This window comes from Paraburkholderia saeva, assembly GCF_907164555.1.
Lineage (GTDB): Bacteria > Pseudomonadota > Gammaproteobacteria > Burkholderiales > Burkholderiaceae > Paraburkholderia > Paraburkholderia saeva.
The window spans coordinates 882,685-900,175 of record NZ_CAJQZC010000001.1 but is presented as its reverse complement, the minus strand read 5'-3'; the positions used below and the strand labels follow the sequence as shown (position 1 = coordinate 900,175).

Genomic DNA, 17,491 nt, shown 5'->3' with positions numbered 1-17,491 from the left:
CATGCCACCCACGCAAACCGGCGATTAATCTGTCATTCCCAATCGAGGCCGCCCTTCTTCCAGATATAGGCGAAGCCAAGCAGGAATTCGAGCAGGAAAATCATCATCGCCATGAAGCCGGGCCAGCCGATATCGCGCAGGGCAACGCCCCACGGGAACAGAAACGCGGTTTCAAGGTCGAAAATAATGAAGAGAATGGCAACCAGGTAGTAGCGCACATCGAACTTCATGCGCGCATCTTCGAATGCCTCGAAGCCGCACTCGTACGGTGCGTTCTTCTCGGTGTCAGGCCGGTTGGGACCGAGGATCTTGCCGATACTGACCAGTGCTACGCCTAAACCGGTTCCAACAATAAGGAACAACAGGACGGGGAAATAGGCTGCGAGGTTCAAGACTATCCTCAATCGGTTGGTTCTGAATGTGGCCAGGCGATACAGCGCAATGCAGGCAGTGAAACGCAAGCGGAAAACCGCGAGCAGCATACCGCATGCAGCGCACTGCAACATCCTGACGCGAAATCACTTCGGGCTGCTTGGCAATGCAAGCAAACAGCAAGCAGTACACCAGAAGTAAAAATGCCAGCCGAAGCAAAGAGCAATCGGCTGGCATTAGATAACATTGGTGCCGACGGCGAGACTCGAACTCGCACAGCTTTCGCCACTACCCCCTCAAGATAGCGTGTCTACCAATTTCACCACGTCGGCACTGTCTGCAATCCGGGAAAACAAGCTATAAAACCCGCGAATCGCTTCAAGACTTGAATTGTAACTGGTTTAAACAGTTTGTTCAACGCACAAAAAGCGTTTTACCCGAAAATTTTATTTCGGCACATCCTGGCCCGGAGCGGACGCAGCGGAAGCCGCGATCGCAGCCGAAACACCTGCCGGTGCCGAGGCAGCGGACGCCACAACCGGTGCCGACACCGCTGCACCGAGTACGCCTGCCGACGGCTTCGCATGATACGAACCGAGGTACGTAAGCGCCAGCGTCGTGACAAAAAACACAGCGGCGAGGACGGCCGTGGTGCGCGACAAAAAGTTTGCCGAACCCGTCGCGCCGAAGAGACTGCCCGACGCGCCACTGCCAAATGCAGCGCCCATATCGGCGCCCTTGCCGTGCTGCAGCAACACGAGGCCAATGACCCCAAGCGCCGACAGCAACTGAACGACGATGATCAACGTTTTCAAATACAGCATCACACTCACCTGAGAGTCTTTATTTAACCGTGCCACACAATGTGCGGCGCACGGAATGGGTCTACCTCGCCCGGGCGCCCTGCCCGGCCGCTACGACTTACGCCGCGTCGGCCATTACGGCTTGCGCCGCGTTGCAGATCGCCAGGAAATCCTTGTCCTTCAACGATGCGCCGCCAACCAGGCCGCCATCGATATCCGGCTGACGGAACAACTCTTCCGCGTTGTCCGGTTTCACACTGCCGCCATAGAGCACGTGCACTTCGGCCACTTCCGCGCCTTTTGCGGCAAGTCGCCCACGCAGGAATGCGTGAACCTTTTGCGCCTGCCCGGCCGTCGCGCTCTTGCCCGTGCCGATCGCCCAGACCGGCTCATATGCGACCACGATGCGAGCCGCTTCTTCCAGCGAAAGCTTCGCGAGCACTTCGTCGATCTGCGCGCCGACGACCAGCTCCGTCTCGCCCGCGTCACGCTGCTCGAGCGTTTCGCCAACGCAGACAATCGGTACCAGCCCGGCTTCGAGCGCACGCTGCGTTTTTGCCGCTACCAGCTCAGCGCTTTCGCGATGATACGCACGACGCTCCGAGTGACCGACAATCGCAAACCTCGCGCCAAAATCGGCGGCCATGTCTGCCGCGACTTCGCCCGTGTAGGCACCCTCGGTGAACGCGGAGACGTCTTGCACGCCCCACGCCACACGCGAGCCACCCAGCAGCGTCTGTGCCTGCGAAAGATACGGGCACGGCACACACAGCCCCACAAGAAGGCCTTCCGGCAATGTATCGACACCTTGCGCCACGGCCTTCATCAGGCTCGCGTTCTGGTCAAGGCGACCGAACATCTTCCAGTTACCGACTACTGCTTTCGCTCGTTGTTTCGACATTGTCTCGTTTTGTCGTGAGACAGGCTCGTACTATGCGTCGGCCCGTCTTCGGAATTCATGAATCACGCGCCGGGCGCAGAACACGCAATTTTACTGTGCGTTGACGGATCGGGTCAAACCAGCCGAATTAAACGTCCGTGCCCCAATTCAGTACGATCTTGCCGACGTGCGTACTGCTTTCCATCAGCGCATGTGCGTCGGCGGCCTGCGAGGCCGGAAACACACGATGCACAACCGGCTTGATGCGACCCGCTTCGATATGCGGCCACACGTGCTCTTTCAGGTTCGCCGCGATCTTCGCCTTGAACTCGACGGGTTGCGGGCGCAACGTCGAGCCGGTAATCGTCAGACGTCGCCGCAGGATGTCGTTCAGGTTCACTTCCGCCTTCGCGCCGCCAAGCAGCGCGATCAGCACGAGACGCCCGCCATTGGCGAGCGCCGTCAGCTCACGCGAAACGTAGCTGCCCGCCACCATGTCGAGAATGACGTCGACGCCGCGATCGTTCGTGAGCGACTTCACGACTTCGACGAAATCCTCAGTCTTGTAGTTGATCGCCCGCTCGGCGCCCAGGTCCTCGCACGCACGACACTTGTCGTCGGAGCCGGCCGTCGCGAAAACGCGAAAACCCAGCGCATGCGCAATCTGGATCGCCGTCACGCCAATACCGCTCGAACCGCCCTGCACCATGAACGTTTCGTTCGCGCCGCCCTCGCCCGCGCCCAGCTTCGCGCGATCGAACACATTGCTCCACACCGTGAAGAACGTTTCCGGCAGCGATGCGGCCTCGATGTCCGTCAATCCCTTCGGAACCGGCAGACACTGCGCGAGCGGCGCCGTGGCGTACTCCGCATAGCCGCCGCCCGCGAGCAGCGCGCACACACGATCGCCCACTTTCAGGCCGAACGGATTGTGCTTCGCATCGATCGAGCCGCCGACGATCTCGCCCGCCACTTCCAGCCCCGGCAGGTCAGACGCGCCTTGCGGCGGCGCATACGCGCCCTTGCGCTGGAATACGTCCGGACGGTTGATACCCGACGCCGCCACCTTGATCAGCACTTCGCCCGCTTTCGGTTCCGGCATGGGCCGTTCGGCCAGCTTCAGGACATCAGGCGCGCCGAATTCCGTAATCTCGACAGCTTTCATCTGCATCACCTCCAAAGGTGTGGATTGCACTGACAGCCGGGGCGGTGCCGTATGGCTGGCAGTGCAATCCATCCTCCATGAAAAACGGCCGGCGCGCATTTACGCTACCGGCCGTCATCCTGCTAACGCGTTACTGCGGCGTCGGCTCGCCCTGCGGCGCGCCAGCCGGCGCTTCGTTCAGCAGCGCCTTGGCCGACAGACGCACACGACCCTTCTCGTCCGTCTGAATGACCTTGACCTTCACGTGCTGACCGTCCTTCAGGTAGTCGTTGATGTCCTTGATGCGCTCGTTAGCGATCTCGGAGATGTGCAGCAGACCGTCCTTGCCCGGCAGAATGTTCACGATCGCACCGAAATCCAGCAGCTTCAGAACCGTGCCGTCATAGACCTGACCGACTTCGACTTCCAGCGTGATGTTTTCGATGCGCTTCTTCGCTTCGGCCATGCCTTCGCTGCTCGTGCTTGCGATGGTCACGACGCCGTCGTCCGAAATGTCGATCGTCGTGCCCGTTTCTTCGGTCAGCGCGCGGATCACCGAACCACCCTTGCCGATCACGTCGCGGATTTTTTCCGGATTGATCTTGATGGTGATCATGCGCGGCGCGAATTCCGACAGTTCCGTGTTCGCACCCGAAACAGCCGAGGTCATCTTGCCGAGGATATGCATACGGCCTTCCTTCGCCTGCGCGAGGGCGACCTGCATGATTTCCTTCGTGATGCCCTGGATCTTGATGTCCATCTGCAGCGCGGTCACGCCATGTTCCGTACCCGCCACCTTGAAGTCCATGTCGCCGAGGTGATCTTCGTCGCCGAGGATGTCGGTCAGGACGGCAAACTTGTTGCCTTCGAGGATCAGGCCCATCGCGATGCCGGCGACGTGCGCCTTCATCGGCACGCCGGCGTCCATCAGCGCGAGGCAGCCGCCGCACACCGAAGCCATCGATGACGAACCGTTCGATTCCGTGATTTCCGACACGACGCGAATCGAGTAGCCGAATTCTTCGGCGCTCGGCAGGCACGCGGCGAGCGCGCGCTTCGCGAGACGGCCGTGACCGATTTCGCGGCGCTTCGGCGAACCGACGCGACCCGTTTCGCCGGTCGCGAACGGAGGCATGTTGTAGTGGAGCATGAAGCGTTCGCGGTACTCGCCTTCGAGCGCGTCGATGTTCTGCTCGTCGCCCTTCGTGCCGAGCGTTGCGACCACCAGCGCCTGCGTTTCGCCACGCGTGAAGAGTGCCGAACCGTGCGTACGCGGCAGCACGCCGGTACGGATTTCGATCGGGCGCACCGTGCGCGTGTCGCGGCCGTCGATACGCGGCTCGCCGTTCAGGATCTGCGTACGGACGATCTTCGCTTCGATGTCGAACAGCACGTTGCCGACCGTTGCCTTGTCGGCCGCAACCGTGCCGGCACCGGCAGCGTCTTCTTCCAGCTTTGCCGACGTGGCTGCGTAGACTTCCTTCAGCTTGGCCGAACGGGCCTGCTTGTCACGAATCTGGTAAGCGGCGAGCAGGTCGGCTTGCGCCAGTTCCGTCACGCGCGCGATCAGCGGTTCGTTCTTTGCCGCAGGCTTCCAGTCCCATTCCGGCTTGCCACCTTCGCGGACGAGTTCATGGATCGCGTCGATTGCGATCTGCATCTGCTCATGGCCGAACACCACGCCGCCGAGCATTACTTCTTCGCTCAGTTGCTGCGCTTCCGATTCCACCATCAGCACTGCGCGCTCCGTACCGGCGACGATCAGGTCGAGTGCCGATTCCTTCATTTGCGGACGCGTCGGGTTCAACACATATTCGTTGTTGATGTACGCCACGCGTGCTGCGCCGACCGGGCCGTTGAACGGCAGACCGGAAACAGCGAGCGCCGCCGACGCGCCGATCAGCGCGGGAATGTCAGCGGGAACATCCGGGTTCAGCGACAGAACGTGGATCACGACCTGGACTTCGTTGTAGAAGCCTTCCGGGAACAGCGGGCGGAGCGGTCGGTCGATCAGGCGCGAAATCAGCGTTTCGCCTTCCGACGGACGGCCTTCGCGACGGAAGAAGCCACCCGGGATCTTGCCGGCAGCGTAGGTCTTTTCGAGGTAATCGACGGTCAGCGGGAAGAAATCCTGGCCCGGCTTGGCTGTCTTTGCACCGACAACGGTGGCCAGCACAACGGTGTCTTCGACATCGACGAGCACCGCACCGCTTGCCTGGCGGGCGATTTCGCCCGTCTCGAGGCGAACGTTATGTTGTCCCCATTTGAATTCTTTGACGATCTTGTTGAACATAGTCACTCCATTTCTTCGTTATGCCGCGCGGACGGGCAGCGGCGCGGCAACGCCAGAACCGGTGCCACACGGGAAGAGAAGTGTTATGCCATTCCAGAGAACCACGCTTTTCTCGCGCGAACCGCTGGAATGACACAAAACTCTGCCCTGAGGCCCGGCCGTATTCTGGTCACCCGCCGCATGATCTTCCATGCGCACCGCGGATGACGCTTCGATGCACTTCACATGAAGCGCATCGTTCAAAAACAAAATGCCTGTATCAGTTGACTGACACAGGCATCTTGCTGAGAGACCAACCCGATTACTTACGCAGACCCAGCTTCTCGATCAGCGCGCGGTAACGGTCAGCATCCTTACCCTTCAGGTAGTCGAGCAGCTTGCGACGGCGGCTCACCATGCGCAGCAGACCGCGGCGGCTGTGGTGATCCTTCGTGTGCGCCTTGAAGTGAACGGTCAGTTCGTTGATACGGGTCGTGAGCAGCGCGACCTGAACTTCGGGGGAGCCGGTGTCGTTTGCTGCGCGCGCGAATTGCGCGACGACGTCGGACTTCTTGCTTGTTTCAACTGCGGACATATCGATTTCCTTGATTACTGAACAGGCGGTCACGGAAGAAAGGCCGTGCCGTGGGGTTACAACGAGCGGCGTATTGTAGCACAGCCCAAACCGGCCGCGAACCCTCCGCTTACAGTCCCTTGCACCGGCGTCCGCGGCAAGCGGCGCCGGGCTTCCTGACGCGCATGGACACGCGTTTGGGAGCCCTCAGGGCGCTTACGGCCGCTTCATGTGGCACACCGTGGAAGGCACCGTGCGTTCGGCCGGCAGCGCCAGCACCGTGCGAAAACCGTAACCCGAGCCTTCGTTGTCGAAACGGACGCCCGGCGTGCCGGCCTTGTCCATTTCCATCACATAAAGGGGCTGGATGAACTGGTGATCCTCCGCGCGCATCCACGACGCGTGAAAACCGTTGTCGAACTTCCGGCCTTCCAGCGCCTTCGCGACGGCTTCCGGCTGGGCGCTTGCCGCGCTGTTCATCGCGGAAGCCACCATCTCGATCAATACTTCCATGCGCAGCACCGGATAGTCGTCGCCGGCAGCCGGGAAACGGGCGCGGAACGCCTTGTACCAAGCGTCCGAAGCCGGCCCGCCCGCGTTCGGATGCCAGTCGGCGACGGCCACGACCCGGCCGACGCCCGCGTCGCCCAGCGCCGCCGGCGCGCCAAGACTGTTGCCGTAGAACGTATAGAACTTCGTGTCGAGCCCCTGCTCGCGCGCCGCCTTGACGAGTAGCGTCAGGTCGTTGCCCCAGTTGCCCGTCACGACCGCGTCCGCGCCGCTCGCGCGGATTTTCGCGATGTAAGGCGCGAAATCCTTCACCCGGCCGATCGGGTGAAATTCGTCACCGACGATGGCAATGTCCGGCCGTTTCGCCTTCAGCGCCTCGCGTGCGAGCGTGCTGACGTCGTGGCCAAAGCTGTAATCCTGGTTCAGCAGCCAGACTTTCTTCACGGAACGGTCGCGCTGGATCACGTCCGCAAGCGCATCCATGCGCATGCCGGCGTGCGCGTCGAACCGGAAGTGCCAGAAGCTGCAGTTCGCATTGGTGAGCGCGGGGTCGTCGGCGGAATAGTTGAGCAGCAGTTCGCGGTTGTCCGGTTCACGGGCGTTCTGCTTTTCGATCGCACCCAGCAGCGCGGCGGCGATCGCCGAACTGTTGCCCTGAAGGATGTAGCCGATATGCTGGTCGGCGGCCGCGCGCAGTTGCACGAGCGCCTCTTCGGCGCTGCCCTTGCTGTCGAGCACGACGAGTTCGAGCAGATGCGCGCCATCCGCCAGTTTCACGCCGCCCGCCACGTTCACACGCTCCACGCCAAGCCGCAGATTCCGCTCCACCGCCGCGCCCGCGTTGGCAAATGGTCCGGACATGCCCTCGATCAGCGCAAGACGCACGGGCTCGCCGCCCGCGTGCGCATGCGTCACCGACACCATCGCGAGCGCGAAGAGCGCCGTTCGCATCCAGTTCGCCACCATCGTTACTCCTGCCGCGGTTGATTCATTCGAAGCGCGGATCATAGAGGCGCGCACGTCGCCGGGCAAGCGCGCCGGTCGCATGCGCCTCGCGCACCAACCCGCGGCGCGAACAAATCTTTTGCCGCGCCGCGTGTCAAAATACCGTGGCTCCCTGACAAAAAACGTAACACGAGGCCACCAGAATGCCACCGGAGGAATTCATGCCTGACCGACTCCCCACCGCACCTCTCCCGGCCGCGACGCCGCCGCAGCCCGCGCGCGCGGGCCGACTGCGGCGCACGGCGCTCGCCTGCGCGTGCTTCGGCGCCGTGATGCTCGCAGGCTGCGCGCAACCGTGGCAGCAGGTCCAGCCGGGCGAAGACCAGTCGACACTGATCACCCGCCTCGGGCCGCCGCGGGAAACCTACGACCTGCCGAACGGCAGCCGGCGCCTGATGTGGCCAACCCAGCCGATGGGCGAAACCACCACCGCTGCGGACGTCGACGCCAGCGGCAAGGTCCTGTCCGTGCGTCAGGTGCTGCAACCCAACGAGTTCTATCGCGCCGAAATCGGCAAGTGGACGCGCGACGACGTGCTCGTCAACTTCGGCCGTCCGGTCGAGACGTCGTATTTCCCGCTGATGAAGCGCGAAGTCTGGACGTACCGGTACCTCGAGGACAACGTCTGGTACTTGATGTTCAACTTTCTCTTTGACGATCACGGCGTCCTGCAGAGCACGCAGAAAAGCCCGGACCCGCTGCACGATCCGGATCGCCGCAGCGCGTTCTGATTTTGTCCCGGTAACATGCACGTACAGGCCGCCTCGCCCTGAGGCGGCTTTTCTGTTTTTCGTCTGCCCGCCCGGAGCCGCCCCCGATGAATCTTCCCAGACAGATGCTTGCCGCCAATGTCGAATGGGCCGAGGAAACCATTACGCGCGACCCGCAGTTCTTCAAGGAGCTGTCGCAGGGACAAAGCCCCCAGGTCCTGTGGATTGGCTGTTCGGATAGCCGCGTACCTGCCGAAACCATCACGCATTGCCAGCCCGGCGATCTGTTCGTCCATCGCAACATCGCGAATCTCTTTCCACCCGATGACGACAACTGCTCGAGCGTGCTCGAATACGCGGTGCGCGTGCTGAAGGTCGGGCACGTGATCGTCTGCGGTCACTATGGTTGCGGCGGCGTGCGGGCCGCGCTGCTGCCGCCGTTGCCGGAACTGCCGCACGTCAACCGGCGCATCGCGCCGCTGTGCGCGCTCGCCCACACGCATCGCGACGAACTGGGCGCTCATCCAACCGACGATGCGCGTATCAACCGGCTTGCCGAGCTGAACGTGCTGGAACAGGTTCAGCGGCTACGTAACACCGCCATCGTGCGCGACAGCCAGCCGGCGCCGCTCGTGCATGGCTGGATCTTCTCGCTCGACGACGGGCGCATCAAGGTCGTCGCTTCCGGTTATGCGGACGACGCACCCTCACGCAAATAAACCGCCCCGCACGCGTAAAGAACGCTGCACCAGAAACGGAAAACCCCGTGCTCTTGTGGAGCACGGGGTTTCGTCTGGACGTCCACGCGGGCGCGCGATCGGCGCGCCGCGATGATTGACGTTACGAACGCTGCGGATTCAGCTTGTCGACGTTCGAGTACAGCTTGTTGAGCGCCGAAATGTACGCCTTCGCGGAAGCCGCGACGATATCCGGATCGGTACCGACGCCGTTCACGATGCGTCCGCCTTTCGACAGACGCACGGTCACTTCGCCCTGCGCCTGCGTGCCCGTCGTGATCGCGTTCACCGAGTAAAGCAGCAACTCCGAGCCGCTACCCACTTCGGTTTCGATCGCGTTCAGCGTGGCGTCGACTGGACCATTACCGCGCGCTTCGCCGGTCACTTCCTTGCCTTCCATCGAAAACACGATCTTCGCGTGCGGCTGCTCGCCCGTTTCCGAGTGCTGCGACAGCGAAACGAACTTGTAATGCTCCTTGTCCTGCGCTTCGGCGGATTCCTCGGTGACGATCGCGATAATGTCTTCGTCGAAGATTTCCGACTTGCGGTCGGCCAGTTCCTTGAAGCGCGCGAACGCCGTGTTCAGTTCGCCTTCGCTTTCGAGCGCAATGCCGAGTTCCTGCAGACGCTGCTTGAACGCGTTACGGCCCGACAGCTTGCCGAGCACGATCTTGTTCGCGCTCCAGCCCACATCTTCGGCGCGCATTATTTCGTAGGTGTCGCGCGCTTTCAGCACGCCGTCCTGGTGAATGCCGGACGCGTGCGCAAACGCATTTGCGCCCACCACCGCCTTGTTCGGCTGCACGACAAAACCGGTGATCTGCGACACGAGCTTCGACGCCGGCACGATCTGCGTCGTATCGATGCCGAGATCGAGGCCGAAGTAATCCTTGCGGGTCTTTACGGCCATCACGATTTCTTCGAGCGACGTATTGCCCGCGCGCTCGCCGAGACCGTTGATCGTGCACTCGACCTGACGCGCGCCGCCGATCTGCACGCCGGCCAGCGAGTTCGCCACGGCCATGCCGAGGTCGTTGTGACAGTGCACCGAGAACACCGCCTTGTGCGAGTTCGGAATGCGTTCGCGCAGGTCCTTCACGAGCTTGCCGTACAGTTCCGGCACGCCGTAGCCGACGGTGTCGGCGATATTGATCGTGGTTGCGCCTTCGGCGATCACCGCTTCGAGCACGCGGCACAGGAAGTCCATATCCGTGCGGCTGCCGTCTTCCGGCGAGAACTCGACGTCGTCCGTAAACTTGCGTGCGAAACGCACGGCGAGCTTCGCCTGCTCGAATACCTGTTCCGGCGTCATGCGCAGCTTCTTTTCCATGTGCAGCGCCGACGTCGCGATGAACGTGTGAATGCGGAAGCGGCTGGCGGGCTTCAACGCATCCGCGGCACGCTGGATGTCCTTGTCGTTCGCACGGGCGAGCGAGCAGATCGTGCTGTCCTTGATCATGCCCGCGATCGTGTGGATCGAATCGAAATCGCCGTTCGAGCTGGCAGCGAAGCCGGCTTCGATGACGTCCACTTTCATCCGTTCGAGCTGCTTCGCGATACGGATTTTTTCTTCCTTGGTCATCGACGCACCGGGCGACTGCTCGCCGTCGCGCAAGGTTGTGTCGAATATGATCAGCTTGTCTGCCATGTCGGGTCTCCGGGACTCAATCAAATGTGGGGATGAAGATACGGAATTCGGGCGTTTGCGCCACCGCTGGCGACGCTAAACAACAGACGAGGCAGACGGAGGGCGAAAACGATCAGCGCGGCAGGCGCGCTAGCGCTAGTGCGCATAGACGCGCACCGGCTTGAAGAGACAGGAAGGGGAACGGGAAAATAACCATGTCAGCGACTATAGCGGCAATCCGGAAATCGTGCAATTAGCGGCGCACCCGGCACCCGGAACGAAAAACGGCAGCCCGAAGGCCGCCGCTTTTGTGCCGCTTTCCCGCCGCGCAGGCAGGTTTCAGTGATCGCGCTGTGACGAACGGGCCGGATTTGCCCTGCCCCGAAGTGCCTGATAGCCCCAGAACACATAGCCCGACAGACCGTACAGCACGAACAGGCCAAACAGCATCAGCGGCGGATCGGACGACACCAGCACGAACGCCATCACCACCAGCAGGATCACGCCGAACGGCACCCGGTGCCGCACGTCGAGCGCCTTGCCGCTGTAGAACGGCGCGTTCGATACCATCGTCACGCCCGCATAGATCGTCAGCACGAACGCGACCCACGGCAGCCAGACGAGCTTCAGCGGCACGCGGTTATCGGTGGCGAGCCACACGAAGCCCGCGATCAGCGCCGCGGCTGCCGGACTCGGCATACCCTGGAAGAAGCGCTTGTCGACCACGCCGATGTTCGTATTGAAGCGCGCGAGCCGCAGCGCCGCGCCCGAGCAGTACACGAACGCGGCAAGCCAGCCCCAGCGGCCGAGGTCCTTCAGGATCCATTCGTACATCACGAGCGCCGGCGCGACGCCGAACGACACCATGTCCGAAAGGCTGTCGAACTGCTCGCCGAACGCGCTCTGCGTATGCGTCATGCGCGCGACGCGGCCGTCCATGCCATCGAGCACCATCGCCACGAAAATCGCAATCGCCGCGACTTCGAAGCGCACGTTCATCGCCTGCACGACGGCGAAGAAGCCGCAGAAGAGCGCAGCGGTCGTGAAGGCGTTCGGCAACAGATAGATGCCGCGTTTGCGCAGGAACTGCTGGCGCGCGGCGCGGCGGCTGTCGACGACAGCCGGCTCCTGCATCGGCTTGTTGCGCCGGAAAGGCCGCGGCTGCGGGCCGGCGCTGCGGGGTCGACGCGGTTTGAATGCGGCCATCGAAACCTCCTTGTGCCGCGTTATAGTTCAGCGAGGATCGTCGACGAGGCAGAGACCTTCTCGCCAATCGAGACGCGCGGACGGCTGCCTACCGGCAGATACACATCGACACGCGAACCGAAACGGATGAAGCCATAGCGCTGGCCGCGCGTGAGCGGTTCGCCCGCACGCACGTAACAAAGAATCCGACGTGCGATGAGCCCCGCGATCTGCACCGACGTGACCGTCTGCCCGCTTGCCGTTTCGATCACCAGCGCATTGCGCTCGTTTTCGAGCGAAGCTTTATCGACTGCGGCGTTCAGGTAAGCACCCGGAAAATATTCGACCTTCGAGATTGCGCCATCCACCGGCGAGCGTTGCGAGTGGACGTTGAACACATTCATGAACACGCTGATCTTCAGCGCTTCGCGGTTGGCATACGGATCATGCGCCGTTTCGACGGCGACGATGCGGCCGTCGGCGGGACACAGCACGGCGTTGGCCTGCGAGGGAATCGGGCGAGCCGGGTCGCGGAAGAACTGAACGATGAAAATCAGGATCAGCCAGAACGGCCATGCAAAGCCGAACCCCGCGATGGCATGGATCAACAACGCAACGACGGCCGCGATGGCGATGAACGGCCAGCCTTCGCGCGCGATGATCGGATGAGGGTAATTCATGAGTGGCTTCTGTATTTTTGTAAAACCGTAGGATAGCAAAAGCCGCCCAGGGTTCATCACACCTGGACGGCTTTTGGGAACATCAGGCCATGCGTTCGCGATTGCTGCGAACGCACAAACCGGACGAATGCAGCGCTGGCCTAGTTCTTCGACTGGTCGACGAGCTTGTTCGCAGCGATCCACGGCATCATCGAGCGCAGCTTCGCACCGACCGTTTCGATCTGGTGTTCAGCCGTCAGACGGCGACGCGATTGCAGCGTCGGCGCGCCAGCGCGGTTTTCGATGATGAAGCTCTTTGCGTACTCGCCCGTTTGAATATCGGTGAGAACCTGCTTCATCGCCTTCTTCGTTTCAGCCGTCACGATCTTCGGACCCGTCACGTACTCGCCGTATTCGGCGTTGTTCGAGATCGAGTAGTTCATGTTCGCGATGCCGCCTTCGTAGATCAGGTCGACGATCAGCTTCAGTTCATGCAGGCACTCGAAGTACGCCATTTCCGGCGCGTAGCCCGCTTCCACCAGCGTTTCGAAGCCGGCCTTGATCAGGTCGACCGTACCGCCGCACAGCACGGCCTGTTCGCCGAACAGGTCGGTTTCGGTTTCTTCGCGGAAGTTCGTTTCGATGATGCCGGCACGGCCGCCGCCGTTCGCCGCTGCGTACGACAAAGCGATGTCACGTGCCGCGCCCGACTTGTCTTGCGCAACGGCGATCAGGTGGGGCACGCCGCCACCTTGCGAGTACGTACCGCGAACCGTGTGGCCCGGCGCCTTCGGCGCGATCATGATGACGTCCAGATCCGCACGCGGGATCACCTGGCCGTAATGCACGTTGAAGCCGTGCGCGAATGCGAGGGCTGCGCCCTGCTTCGCGTTCGCGTGCACTTCCTTTGCATACACTTCGGCGATCTGCTCGTCCGGCAGCAGCATCATGACGACGTCCGCGCCCTTCACGGCTTCAGCCACTTCCTTGACCTTCAGGCCGGCGTTTTCAGCCTTGCTCCACGATGCGCCACCCTTGCGCAGACCCACCGTCACGTTCACGCCGCTTTCGCTCAGGTTCAGCGCGTGTGCATGGCCTTGCGAGCCGTAACCGATGATGGTGACCTGCTTGCCTTTGATGAGGGAGAGGTCGGCGTCCTTGTCGTAGAAAACTTTCATGTTCGTTCCTTGGCGATATTCAGAGAGATTCAGGTACTGCGTGTTGTGTACTGCTGGCCGGGTTTGCATGAAGCGCATCCGGCCGTGATCGATGCAAACGGCGTCACACCTTCAGAATGCGTTCGCCGCGCCCGATCCCCGAGCTGCCCGTGCGGACCGTTTCGAGAATCGCGGTAGCGTCGAGCCCTTCGATGAAGGCGTCGAGCTTGTCGCTCGCGCCCGTCAGTTCGATCGTATAGGTCTTTTCGGTGACGTCGATGATGCGGCCGCGGAAAATATCCGACATCCGTTTCATCTCCTCACGCTCCTTGCCGACCGCCCTTACCTTGATCAACATCAGCTCACGCTCGATGTGGGCGCCCTCGGTAAGGTCGACCACTTTTACCACCTCGATCAGGCGGTTCAGATGCTTCGTGATCTGTTCGATCACGTCGTCCGAGCCAATGGAAACGATGGTCAGGCGCGACAGCGAATGGTCTTCGGTCGGGGCCACCGTCAAGGTTTCAATGTTGTAGCCGCGTGCCGAGAAAAGACCGACCACGCGCGACAGCGCGCCCGGTTCGTTTTCCAGCAGGACTGAAATAATGTGTCTCATGTTTCGCTTCTTCCAGATGTCGATATATCGATGTATGCGGGCCGGTTCGCGCCGCTTCGTCCGCTTTCGCCTTTTGTGAAGGCGCACACGACGAAGCCGGCATCAGAAACGGTCGTTATAGATCTTCCGAACCCATGAGCATCTCCGTGATGCCCTTGCCGGCCTGAACCATCGGCCAGACGTTTTCGGTCGGATCGGTCTGGAAATCGAGAAACACCGTACGATCTTTCAGGCGCAATGCTTCCTTCAGCGCCGGCTCGACATCCGCGGTTTTTTCGACGCGGATACCGACGTGCCCGTACGCTTCAGCGAGCTTCACGAAATCAGGCAGCGCATCCATGTACGAATGCGAATAGCGCTTGCTGTATTCGATCTGCTGCCACTGGCGCACCATGCCCAGATAGCGGTTGTTGAGCGAAATGATCTTCACCGGCGTGTCGTACTGCTTGCAGGTGGACAGCTCCTGAATGCACATCTGGATCGAGCCTTCGCCCGTGATGCAGAGCACGTCGTCGTCCGGGTGCGCCATCTTCACGCCCATCGCCGCCGGCAGGCCGAAGCCCATCGTGCCGAGGCCACCGGAATTGATCCAGCGGCGCGGCTTGTTGAAGCGATAGAACTGCGCCGCCCACATCTGGTGCTGGCCGACGTCGGAACACACGAAGGCATTGCCGTCGGTCAGTTCCCACGCCTTTTCCACCACATACTGCGGCTTGATGATGTCACTCTTGCGGTCGAACTTCAGGCAGTCTTTCGAACGCCAGCCTTCGATGTCCTTCCACCAGTCGGCGAGCGCCGCGGTGTCGGGGCCATGTTCGGCCGTCTGCAGCTGTTCGATCAGTTCCTTCAGCACCTCCTTCACGTCGCCCACGATCGGAATGTCGACCTTGACGCGCTTGGAGATGGAAGAAGGATCGATGTCGATATGGATGATCTTGCGCGGGCGCGACGCGAAGTGCGCCGGGTCGCCGATCACACGGTCGTCGAAACGCGCGCCGATCGCGATCAGCACGTCGCAGTGCTGCATCGCCATGTTGGCTTCGTACGTGCCGTGCATGCCGAGCATGCCGAGGAACTTTTTGTCGCTCGCGCGGTAGCCGCCCAGACCCATCAGCGTATTCGTGATCGGGTAACCGAGCAGATCGGCAAACTGGTTCAGCTCGCGCGACGCATCCGCGAGGATGATGCCGCCGCCGGTGTAGATATACGGACGCTTCGCGGACAGCAGCAGGGCAACCGCCTTGCGGATCTGGCCGGAGTGGCCCTTCGTTACCGGGTTATACGAGCGCAGTGAAATCGACTTGAGCGGCTCGTACTGGCAGGGCATCTTCGACACGTCTTTCGGAATGTCGATCAGCACCGGGCCGGGCCGGCCCGTACGGGCGATATAGAACGCTTTCTTGACGGTTGCGGCGAGCTCGCGCACGTCCTTCACGAGGAAGTTGTGCTTCACGCAGGGGCGCGTGATGCCGACCGTGTCGCACTCCTGGAACGCATCCTGGCCGATCGCGGCAGTCGGAACCTGTCCGCTGATCACGACCATCGGGATCGAATCCATGTAGGCCGTGGCGATGCCCGTCACCGCATTGGTGACGCCAGGACCCGAGGTCACGAGGCAGACGCCGACCTTGCCGGTCGAGCGTGCGTAGGCATCAGCGGCGTGAACCGCGGCCTGCTCGTGGCGCACGAGGACGTGCTGGAACTTGTCCTGCTTGTAAAGCTCGTCGTAGATGTAGAGTACCGAGCCGCCGGGATAGCCCCAGATGAATTCGACGTCTTCGTCGGCCAGTGCCTTCATGAGCACGGTGGCGCCGATAGAGTCAGCTTCGTGATGGGGAGTCGTATCCGACGTGGAGAATTCCGCGCTGGGCATATTCATTGTTCACCTTTCGAATTTTCGGCAAAAAATTGATCGGGTGCTCTCTGCCGGGCTTGTGGCTCGGGTTCAAGCGGCGCGTCCAGTTTGACAGGTGAGCTTCTTGGGCCACACCTCAAATGAGACAAGTCACTTATGTTGCGAACCGTCGACGATATCTGCTGTCGCGATATTGGTCAAGCAGATATTTCCGCGGTGCGGCATGATCCGCGGGCGCGCAGGCACGTTTTACCGTGACCGGTCGCAGCCCTCTTTTCCCCGGCGGAGGCAAAAGTTTGTTAGCATCCGCGGGCTTTACGACATTTTTCGACCGATTACGCGCACGCTCGCTGCGCCGACCCCAAACGGATGGCATCAGACAAGGAACTCGCCGATTTTCTGGCGGGCGTCGAGAGGCGCGCATTCAAGCAGACGGTCTACGCCGTGCGGGATGATGACGCCGCGCTCGACATCGTGCAGGACGCGATGATCAAGCTCGCCGAAAAATACGGTGACCGTCCTTCGGCCGAACTCCCGCTTTTATTTCAGCGTATTCTCCAGAATACGATGCACGACTACTTCCGCCGGCAAAAAGTGCGGAATACGTGGGTCAGCCTGTTCTCGTCGCTCGGCGGCGCCGATGACGACGATTTCGACCCGCTGGAAACGTTCGAAGCCCAGCAAGGATCGGCTGGAGCGGAGAGCGGCGAACAGCGCCTCGAGCGCGAACAGGTTCTGCAGCTGATAGACGAAGAAATCCAGAAATTACCTGCACGTCAACGGGAGGCCTTTCTCATGCGTTACTGGGAAGACATGGATGTCGCTGAGACTGCCGCTGCCATGGGCTGCTCGGAAGGCAGTGTGAAAACGCACTGCTCGCGAGCCACCCACACGCTGGCGCACGCGCTCAAGGCCAAAGGAATCACGCTATGAGCTCCGCTCCCGATACGAAAGAACTCGAGTTTGCGCGGCAGCTGCGTCGTGCGCTCGACGAAAATACTGCCGCTCTCCCGCCTGCCACCGTCGACCGGCTCGCCGCGGCGCGCCAGGCCGCGCTCGCCCGAAAGAAGCCCGAACCGGCCGTGGTACCGGCGTTCGCGCCCGCTTTCGCCGGCGCTGCTGCCGGCATGGGAGTTGGCGCTGCGTCGCCTGAACTCAACACTGCCAGCAAGCCGCGCCGCTTTGCGTTGCGCCGTTTCGCGCTCGCATGGCCACTCGCCGCGCTGGTCGTGAGCCTCGTGGCGATTGCGTACTGGGAAGACCAGCAGCGCACCGCCGAACTCGCCGATATCGATGCCGCCATGCTGAGCGACGACCTGCCGCTCACCGCGTACCTCGATCACGGGTTCAACGCGTATCTGTCGCGCGCGCGCTGAACGGAGGCT

Annotated in this window: 18 protein-coding genes and 1 tRNA gene; 5 read left to right on the top strand and 14 right to left on the bottom strand. The window is 61.7% G+C overall.

All coding sequences use genetic code 11. From position 1 onward, the window contains the following. Positions 1-32: 32 nt before the first annotated feature. The 8 genes from LPA36_RS04065 to LPA36_RS04030 form a co-directional block, all read right to left on the bottom strand. Entirely contained in the window at positions 33-392 is a 360-nt protein-coding gene (locus LPA36_RS04065) for an NADH-quinone oxidoreductase subunit A (RefSeq protein WP_090531360.1), read from the bottom strand. Between the two features lie 227 nt (positions 393-619). Further along, a tRNA-Leu gene (locus LPA36_RS04060) sits at positions 620-704 on the bottom strand. A gap of 114 nt (positions 705-818) precedes the next feature. Further along, positions 819-1,196 carry a preprotein translocase subunit SecG gene (gene secG / locus LPA36_RS04055; protein WP_228874844.1) on the bottom strand — a complete coding sequence of 126 codons (378 nt, stop codon included), beginning with the start codon at positions 1,194-1,196 and terminating at the stop codon, positions 819-821. A 97-nt stretch (positions 1,197-1,293) separates the two neighbouring features. Continuing rightward, complete coding sequence (gene tpiA / locus LPA36_RS04050) at positions 1,294-2,076, bottom strand: triose-phosphate isomerase (protein ID WP_228874843.1); 783 nt, start codon at positions 2,074-2,076, stop codon at positions 1,294-1,296. Positions 2,077-2,203: 127 nt separating this feature from the next. Continuing rightward, positions 2,204-3,220 (bottom strand): NAD(P)H-quinone oxidoreductase, encoded by a 1,017-nt coding sequence (locus LPA36_RS04045; protein ID WP_228874842.1) that lies wholly within the window; start codon positions 3,218-3,220, stop codon positions 2,204-2,206. A 130-nt stretch (positions 3,221-3,350) separates the two neighbouring features. After that, on the bottom strand, positions 3,351-5,492 hold the full coding sequence (gene pnp / locus LPA36_RS04040; protein ID WP_228874841.1) for a polyribonucleotide nucleotidyltransferase: 2,142 nt from the start codon (positions 5,490-5,492) through the stop codon (positions 3,351-3,353). A gap of 301 nt (positions 5,493-5,793) precedes the next feature. Beyond that, complete coding sequence (rpsO, locus tag LPA36_RS04035; RefSeq protein WP_025496081.1) at positions 5,794-6,066, bottom strand: 30S ribosomal protein S15; 273 nt, start codon at positions 6,064-6,066, stop codon at positions 5,794-5,796. Between the two features lie 195 nt (positions 6,067-6,261). Beyond that, on the bottom strand, positions 6,262-7,479 hold the full coding sequence (locus LPA36_RS04030; RefSeq protein ID WP_228874889.1) for a branched-chain amino acid ABC transporter substrate-binding protein: 1,218 nt from the start codon (positions 7,477-7,479) through the stop codon (positions 6,262-6,264). Positions 7,480-7,721: 242 nt separating this feature from the next. On the opposite strand from LPA36_RS04030, the gene LPA36_RS04025 reads away from it, so the two are divergent. After that, the gene (locus LPA36_RS04025) at positions 7,722-8,291 is read left to right on the top strand and encodes a hypothetical protein (RefSeq protein ID WP_228874840.1); all 570 of its coding nucleotides are present in this window, start codon (positions 7,722-7,724) and stop codon (positions 8,289-8,291) included. Positions 8,292-8,377: 86 nt separating this feature from the next. Then, positions 8,378-8,989 (top strand): carbonic anhydrase, encoded by a 612-nt coding sequence (locus LPA36_RS04020; RefSeq protein ID WP_228874839.1) that lies wholly within the window; start codon positions 8,378-8,380, stop codon positions 8,987-8,989. Between the two features lie 121 nt (positions 8,990-9,110). On the opposite strand, the gene LPA36_RS04015 is transcribed toward LPA36_RS04020, so the two are convergent. Continuing rightward, positions 9,111-10,655: a 2-isopropylmalate synthase gene (locus tag LPA36_RS04015; protein WP_228874838.1), complete on the bottom strand. Its 1,545-nt coding sequence runs from the start codon at positions 10,653-10,655 to the stop codon at positions 9,111-9,113. A gap of 160 nt (positions 10,656-10,815) precedes the next feature. Here LPA36_RS04015 and LPA36_RS04010 point away from each other — a divergent pair, with 160 nt between their 5' ends. Further along, positions 10,816-10,980, top strand: a complete 165-nt coding sequence (locus LPA36_RS04010; RefSeq protein ID WP_228874837.1) for a hypothetical protein — start codon at positions 10,816-10,818, stop codon at positions 10,978-10,980. On the opposite strand, the gene pssA is transcribed toward LPA36_RS04010, so the two are convergent. The 5 genes from pssA to LPA36_RS03985 all read right to left on the bottom strand — a co-directional run bounded on the left by pssA (position 10,974) and on the right by LPA36_RS03985 (position 16,130). Continuing rightward, positions 10,974-11,840, bottom strand: a complete 867-nt coding sequence (pssA, locus tag LPA36_RS04005) for a CDP-diacylglycerol--serine O-phosphatidyltransferase (protein WP_228874836.1) — start codon at positions 11,838-11,840, stop codon at positions 10,974-10,976. The two genes, LPA36_RS04010 and pssA, sit on opposite strands and share 7 nt — an antisense overlap. Positions 11,841-11,860: 20 nt before the next feature. Beyond that, the gene (locus LPA36_RS04000) at positions 11,861-12,499 is read right to left on the bottom strand and encodes a phosphatidylserine decarboxylase (protein ID WP_228874835.1); all 639 of its coding nucleotides are present in this window, start codon (positions 12,497-12,499) and stop codon (positions 11,861-11,863) included. Positions 12,500-12,639: 140 nt separating this feature from the next. Further along, a complete protein-coding gene (gene ilvC, locus LPA36_RS03995; protein WP_267478600.1) occupies positions 12,640-13,725 on the bottom strand; it encodes a ketol-acid reductoisomerase in 1,086 nt (361 codons plus the stop codon). A gap of 34 nt (positions 13,726-13,759) precedes the next feature. After that, a complete protein-coding gene (gene ilvN / locus LPA36_RS03990) occupies positions 13,760-14,251 on the bottom strand; it encodes an acetolactate synthase small subunit (protein WP_137954521.1) in 492 nt (163 codons plus the stop codon). A gap of 115 nt (positions 14,252-14,366) precedes the next feature. Continuing rightward, entirely contained in the window at positions 14,367-16,130 is a 1,764-nt protein-coding gene (locus LPA36_RS03985) for an acetolactate synthase 3 catalytic subunit (protein WP_228874834.1), read from the bottom strand. Positions 16,131-16,475: 345 nt separating this feature from the next. Between LPA36_RS03985 and LPA36_RS03980 the strand changes: the two genes are divergently transcribed. Together LPA36_RS03980 and LPA36_RS03975 are read left to right on the top strand one after the other, a co-directional pair. Beyond that, a complete protein-coding gene (locus LPA36_RS03980) occupies positions 16,476-17,039 on the top strand; it encodes an RNA polymerase sigma factor (RefSeq protein ID WP_228874833.1) in 564 nt (187 codons plus the stop codon). Next, positions 17,036-17,482 carry a DUF3619 family protein gene (locus LPA36_RS03975; RefSeq protein WP_228874832.1) on the top strand — a complete coding sequence of 149 codons (447 nt, stop codon included), beginning with the start codon at positions 17,036-17,038 and terminating at the stop codon, positions 17,480-17,482. The genes LPA36_RS03980 and LPA36_RS03975 overlap by 4 nt, the downstream gene beginning before the upstream one ends. Positions 17,483-17,491: the final 9 nt, after the last annotated feature.

Excerpts from the sequence above, each read along its gene's own strand:
- ilvN (WP_137954521.1), bottom strand. The coding sequence starts at position 14,251 with ATGAGACACATTATTTCAGTCCTGCTGGAAAACGAACCGGGCGCGCTG.
- LPA36_RS03980 (WP_228874833.1), top strand. The coding sequence starts at position 16,476 with ATGGCATCAGACAAGGAACTCGCCGATTTTCTGGCGGGCGTCGAGAGG.
- tpiA (WP_228874843.1), bottom strand. The coding sequence starts at position 2,076 with ATGTCGAAACAACGAGCGAAAGCAGTAGTCGGTAACTGGAAGATGTTC.
- LPA36_RS04030 (WP_228874889.1), bottom strand. The coding sequence starts at position 7,479 with ATGGTGTCGGTGACGCATGCGCACGCGGGCGGCGAGCCCGTGCGTCTT.
- rpsO (WP_025496081.1), bottom strand. The coding sequence starts at position 6,066 with ATGTCCGCAGTTGAAACAAGCAAGAAGTCCGACGTCGTCGCGCAATTC.
- LPA36_RS03975 (WP_228874832.1), top strand. The coding sequence starts at position 17,036 with ATGAGCTCCGCTCCCGATACGAAAGAACTCGAGTTTGCGCGGCAGCTG.
- pnp (WP_228874841.1), bottom strand. The coding sequence starts at position 5,492 with ATGTTCAACAAGATCGTCAAAGAATTCAAATGGGGACAACATAACGTT.
- LPA36_RS04000 (WP_228874835.1), bottom strand. The coding sequence starts at position 12,499 with ATGAATTACCCTCATCCGATCATCGCGCGCGAAGGCTGGCCGTTCATC.
- LPA36_RS04025 (WP_228874840.1), top strand. The coding sequence starts at position 7,722 with ATGCCTGACCGACTCCCCACCGCACCTCTCCCGGCCGCGACGCCGCCG.
- LPA36_RS03985 (WP_228874834.1), bottom strand. The coding sequence starts at position 16,130 with ATGAATATGCCCAGCGCGGAATTCTCCACGTCGGATACGACTCCCCAT.
- secG (WP_228874844.1), bottom strand. The coding sequence starts at position 1,196 with ATGCTGTATTTGAAAACGTTGATCATCGTCGTTCAGTTGCTGTCGGCG.
- LPA36_RS04020 (WP_228874839.1), top strand. The coding sequence starts at position 8,378 with ATGAATCTTCCCAGACAGATGCTTGCCGCCAATGTCGAATGGGCCGAG.
- LPA36_RS04015 (WP_228874838.1), bottom strand. The coding sequence starts at position 10,655 with ATGGCAGACAAGCTGATCATATTCGACACAACCTTGCGCGACGGCGAG.
- pssA (WP_228874836.1), bottom strand. The coding sequence starts at position 11,840 with ATGGCCGCATTCAAACCGCGTCGACCCCGCAGCGCCGGCCCGCAGCCG.
- LPA36_RS04045 (WP_228874842.1), bottom strand. The coding sequence starts at position 3,220 with ATGAAAGCTGTCGAGATTACGGAATTCGGCGCGCCTGATGTCCTGAAG.
- ilvC (WP_267478600.1), bottom strand. The coding sequence starts at position 13,725 with ATGCAAACCCGGCCAGCAGTACACAACACGCAGTACCTGAATCTCTCT.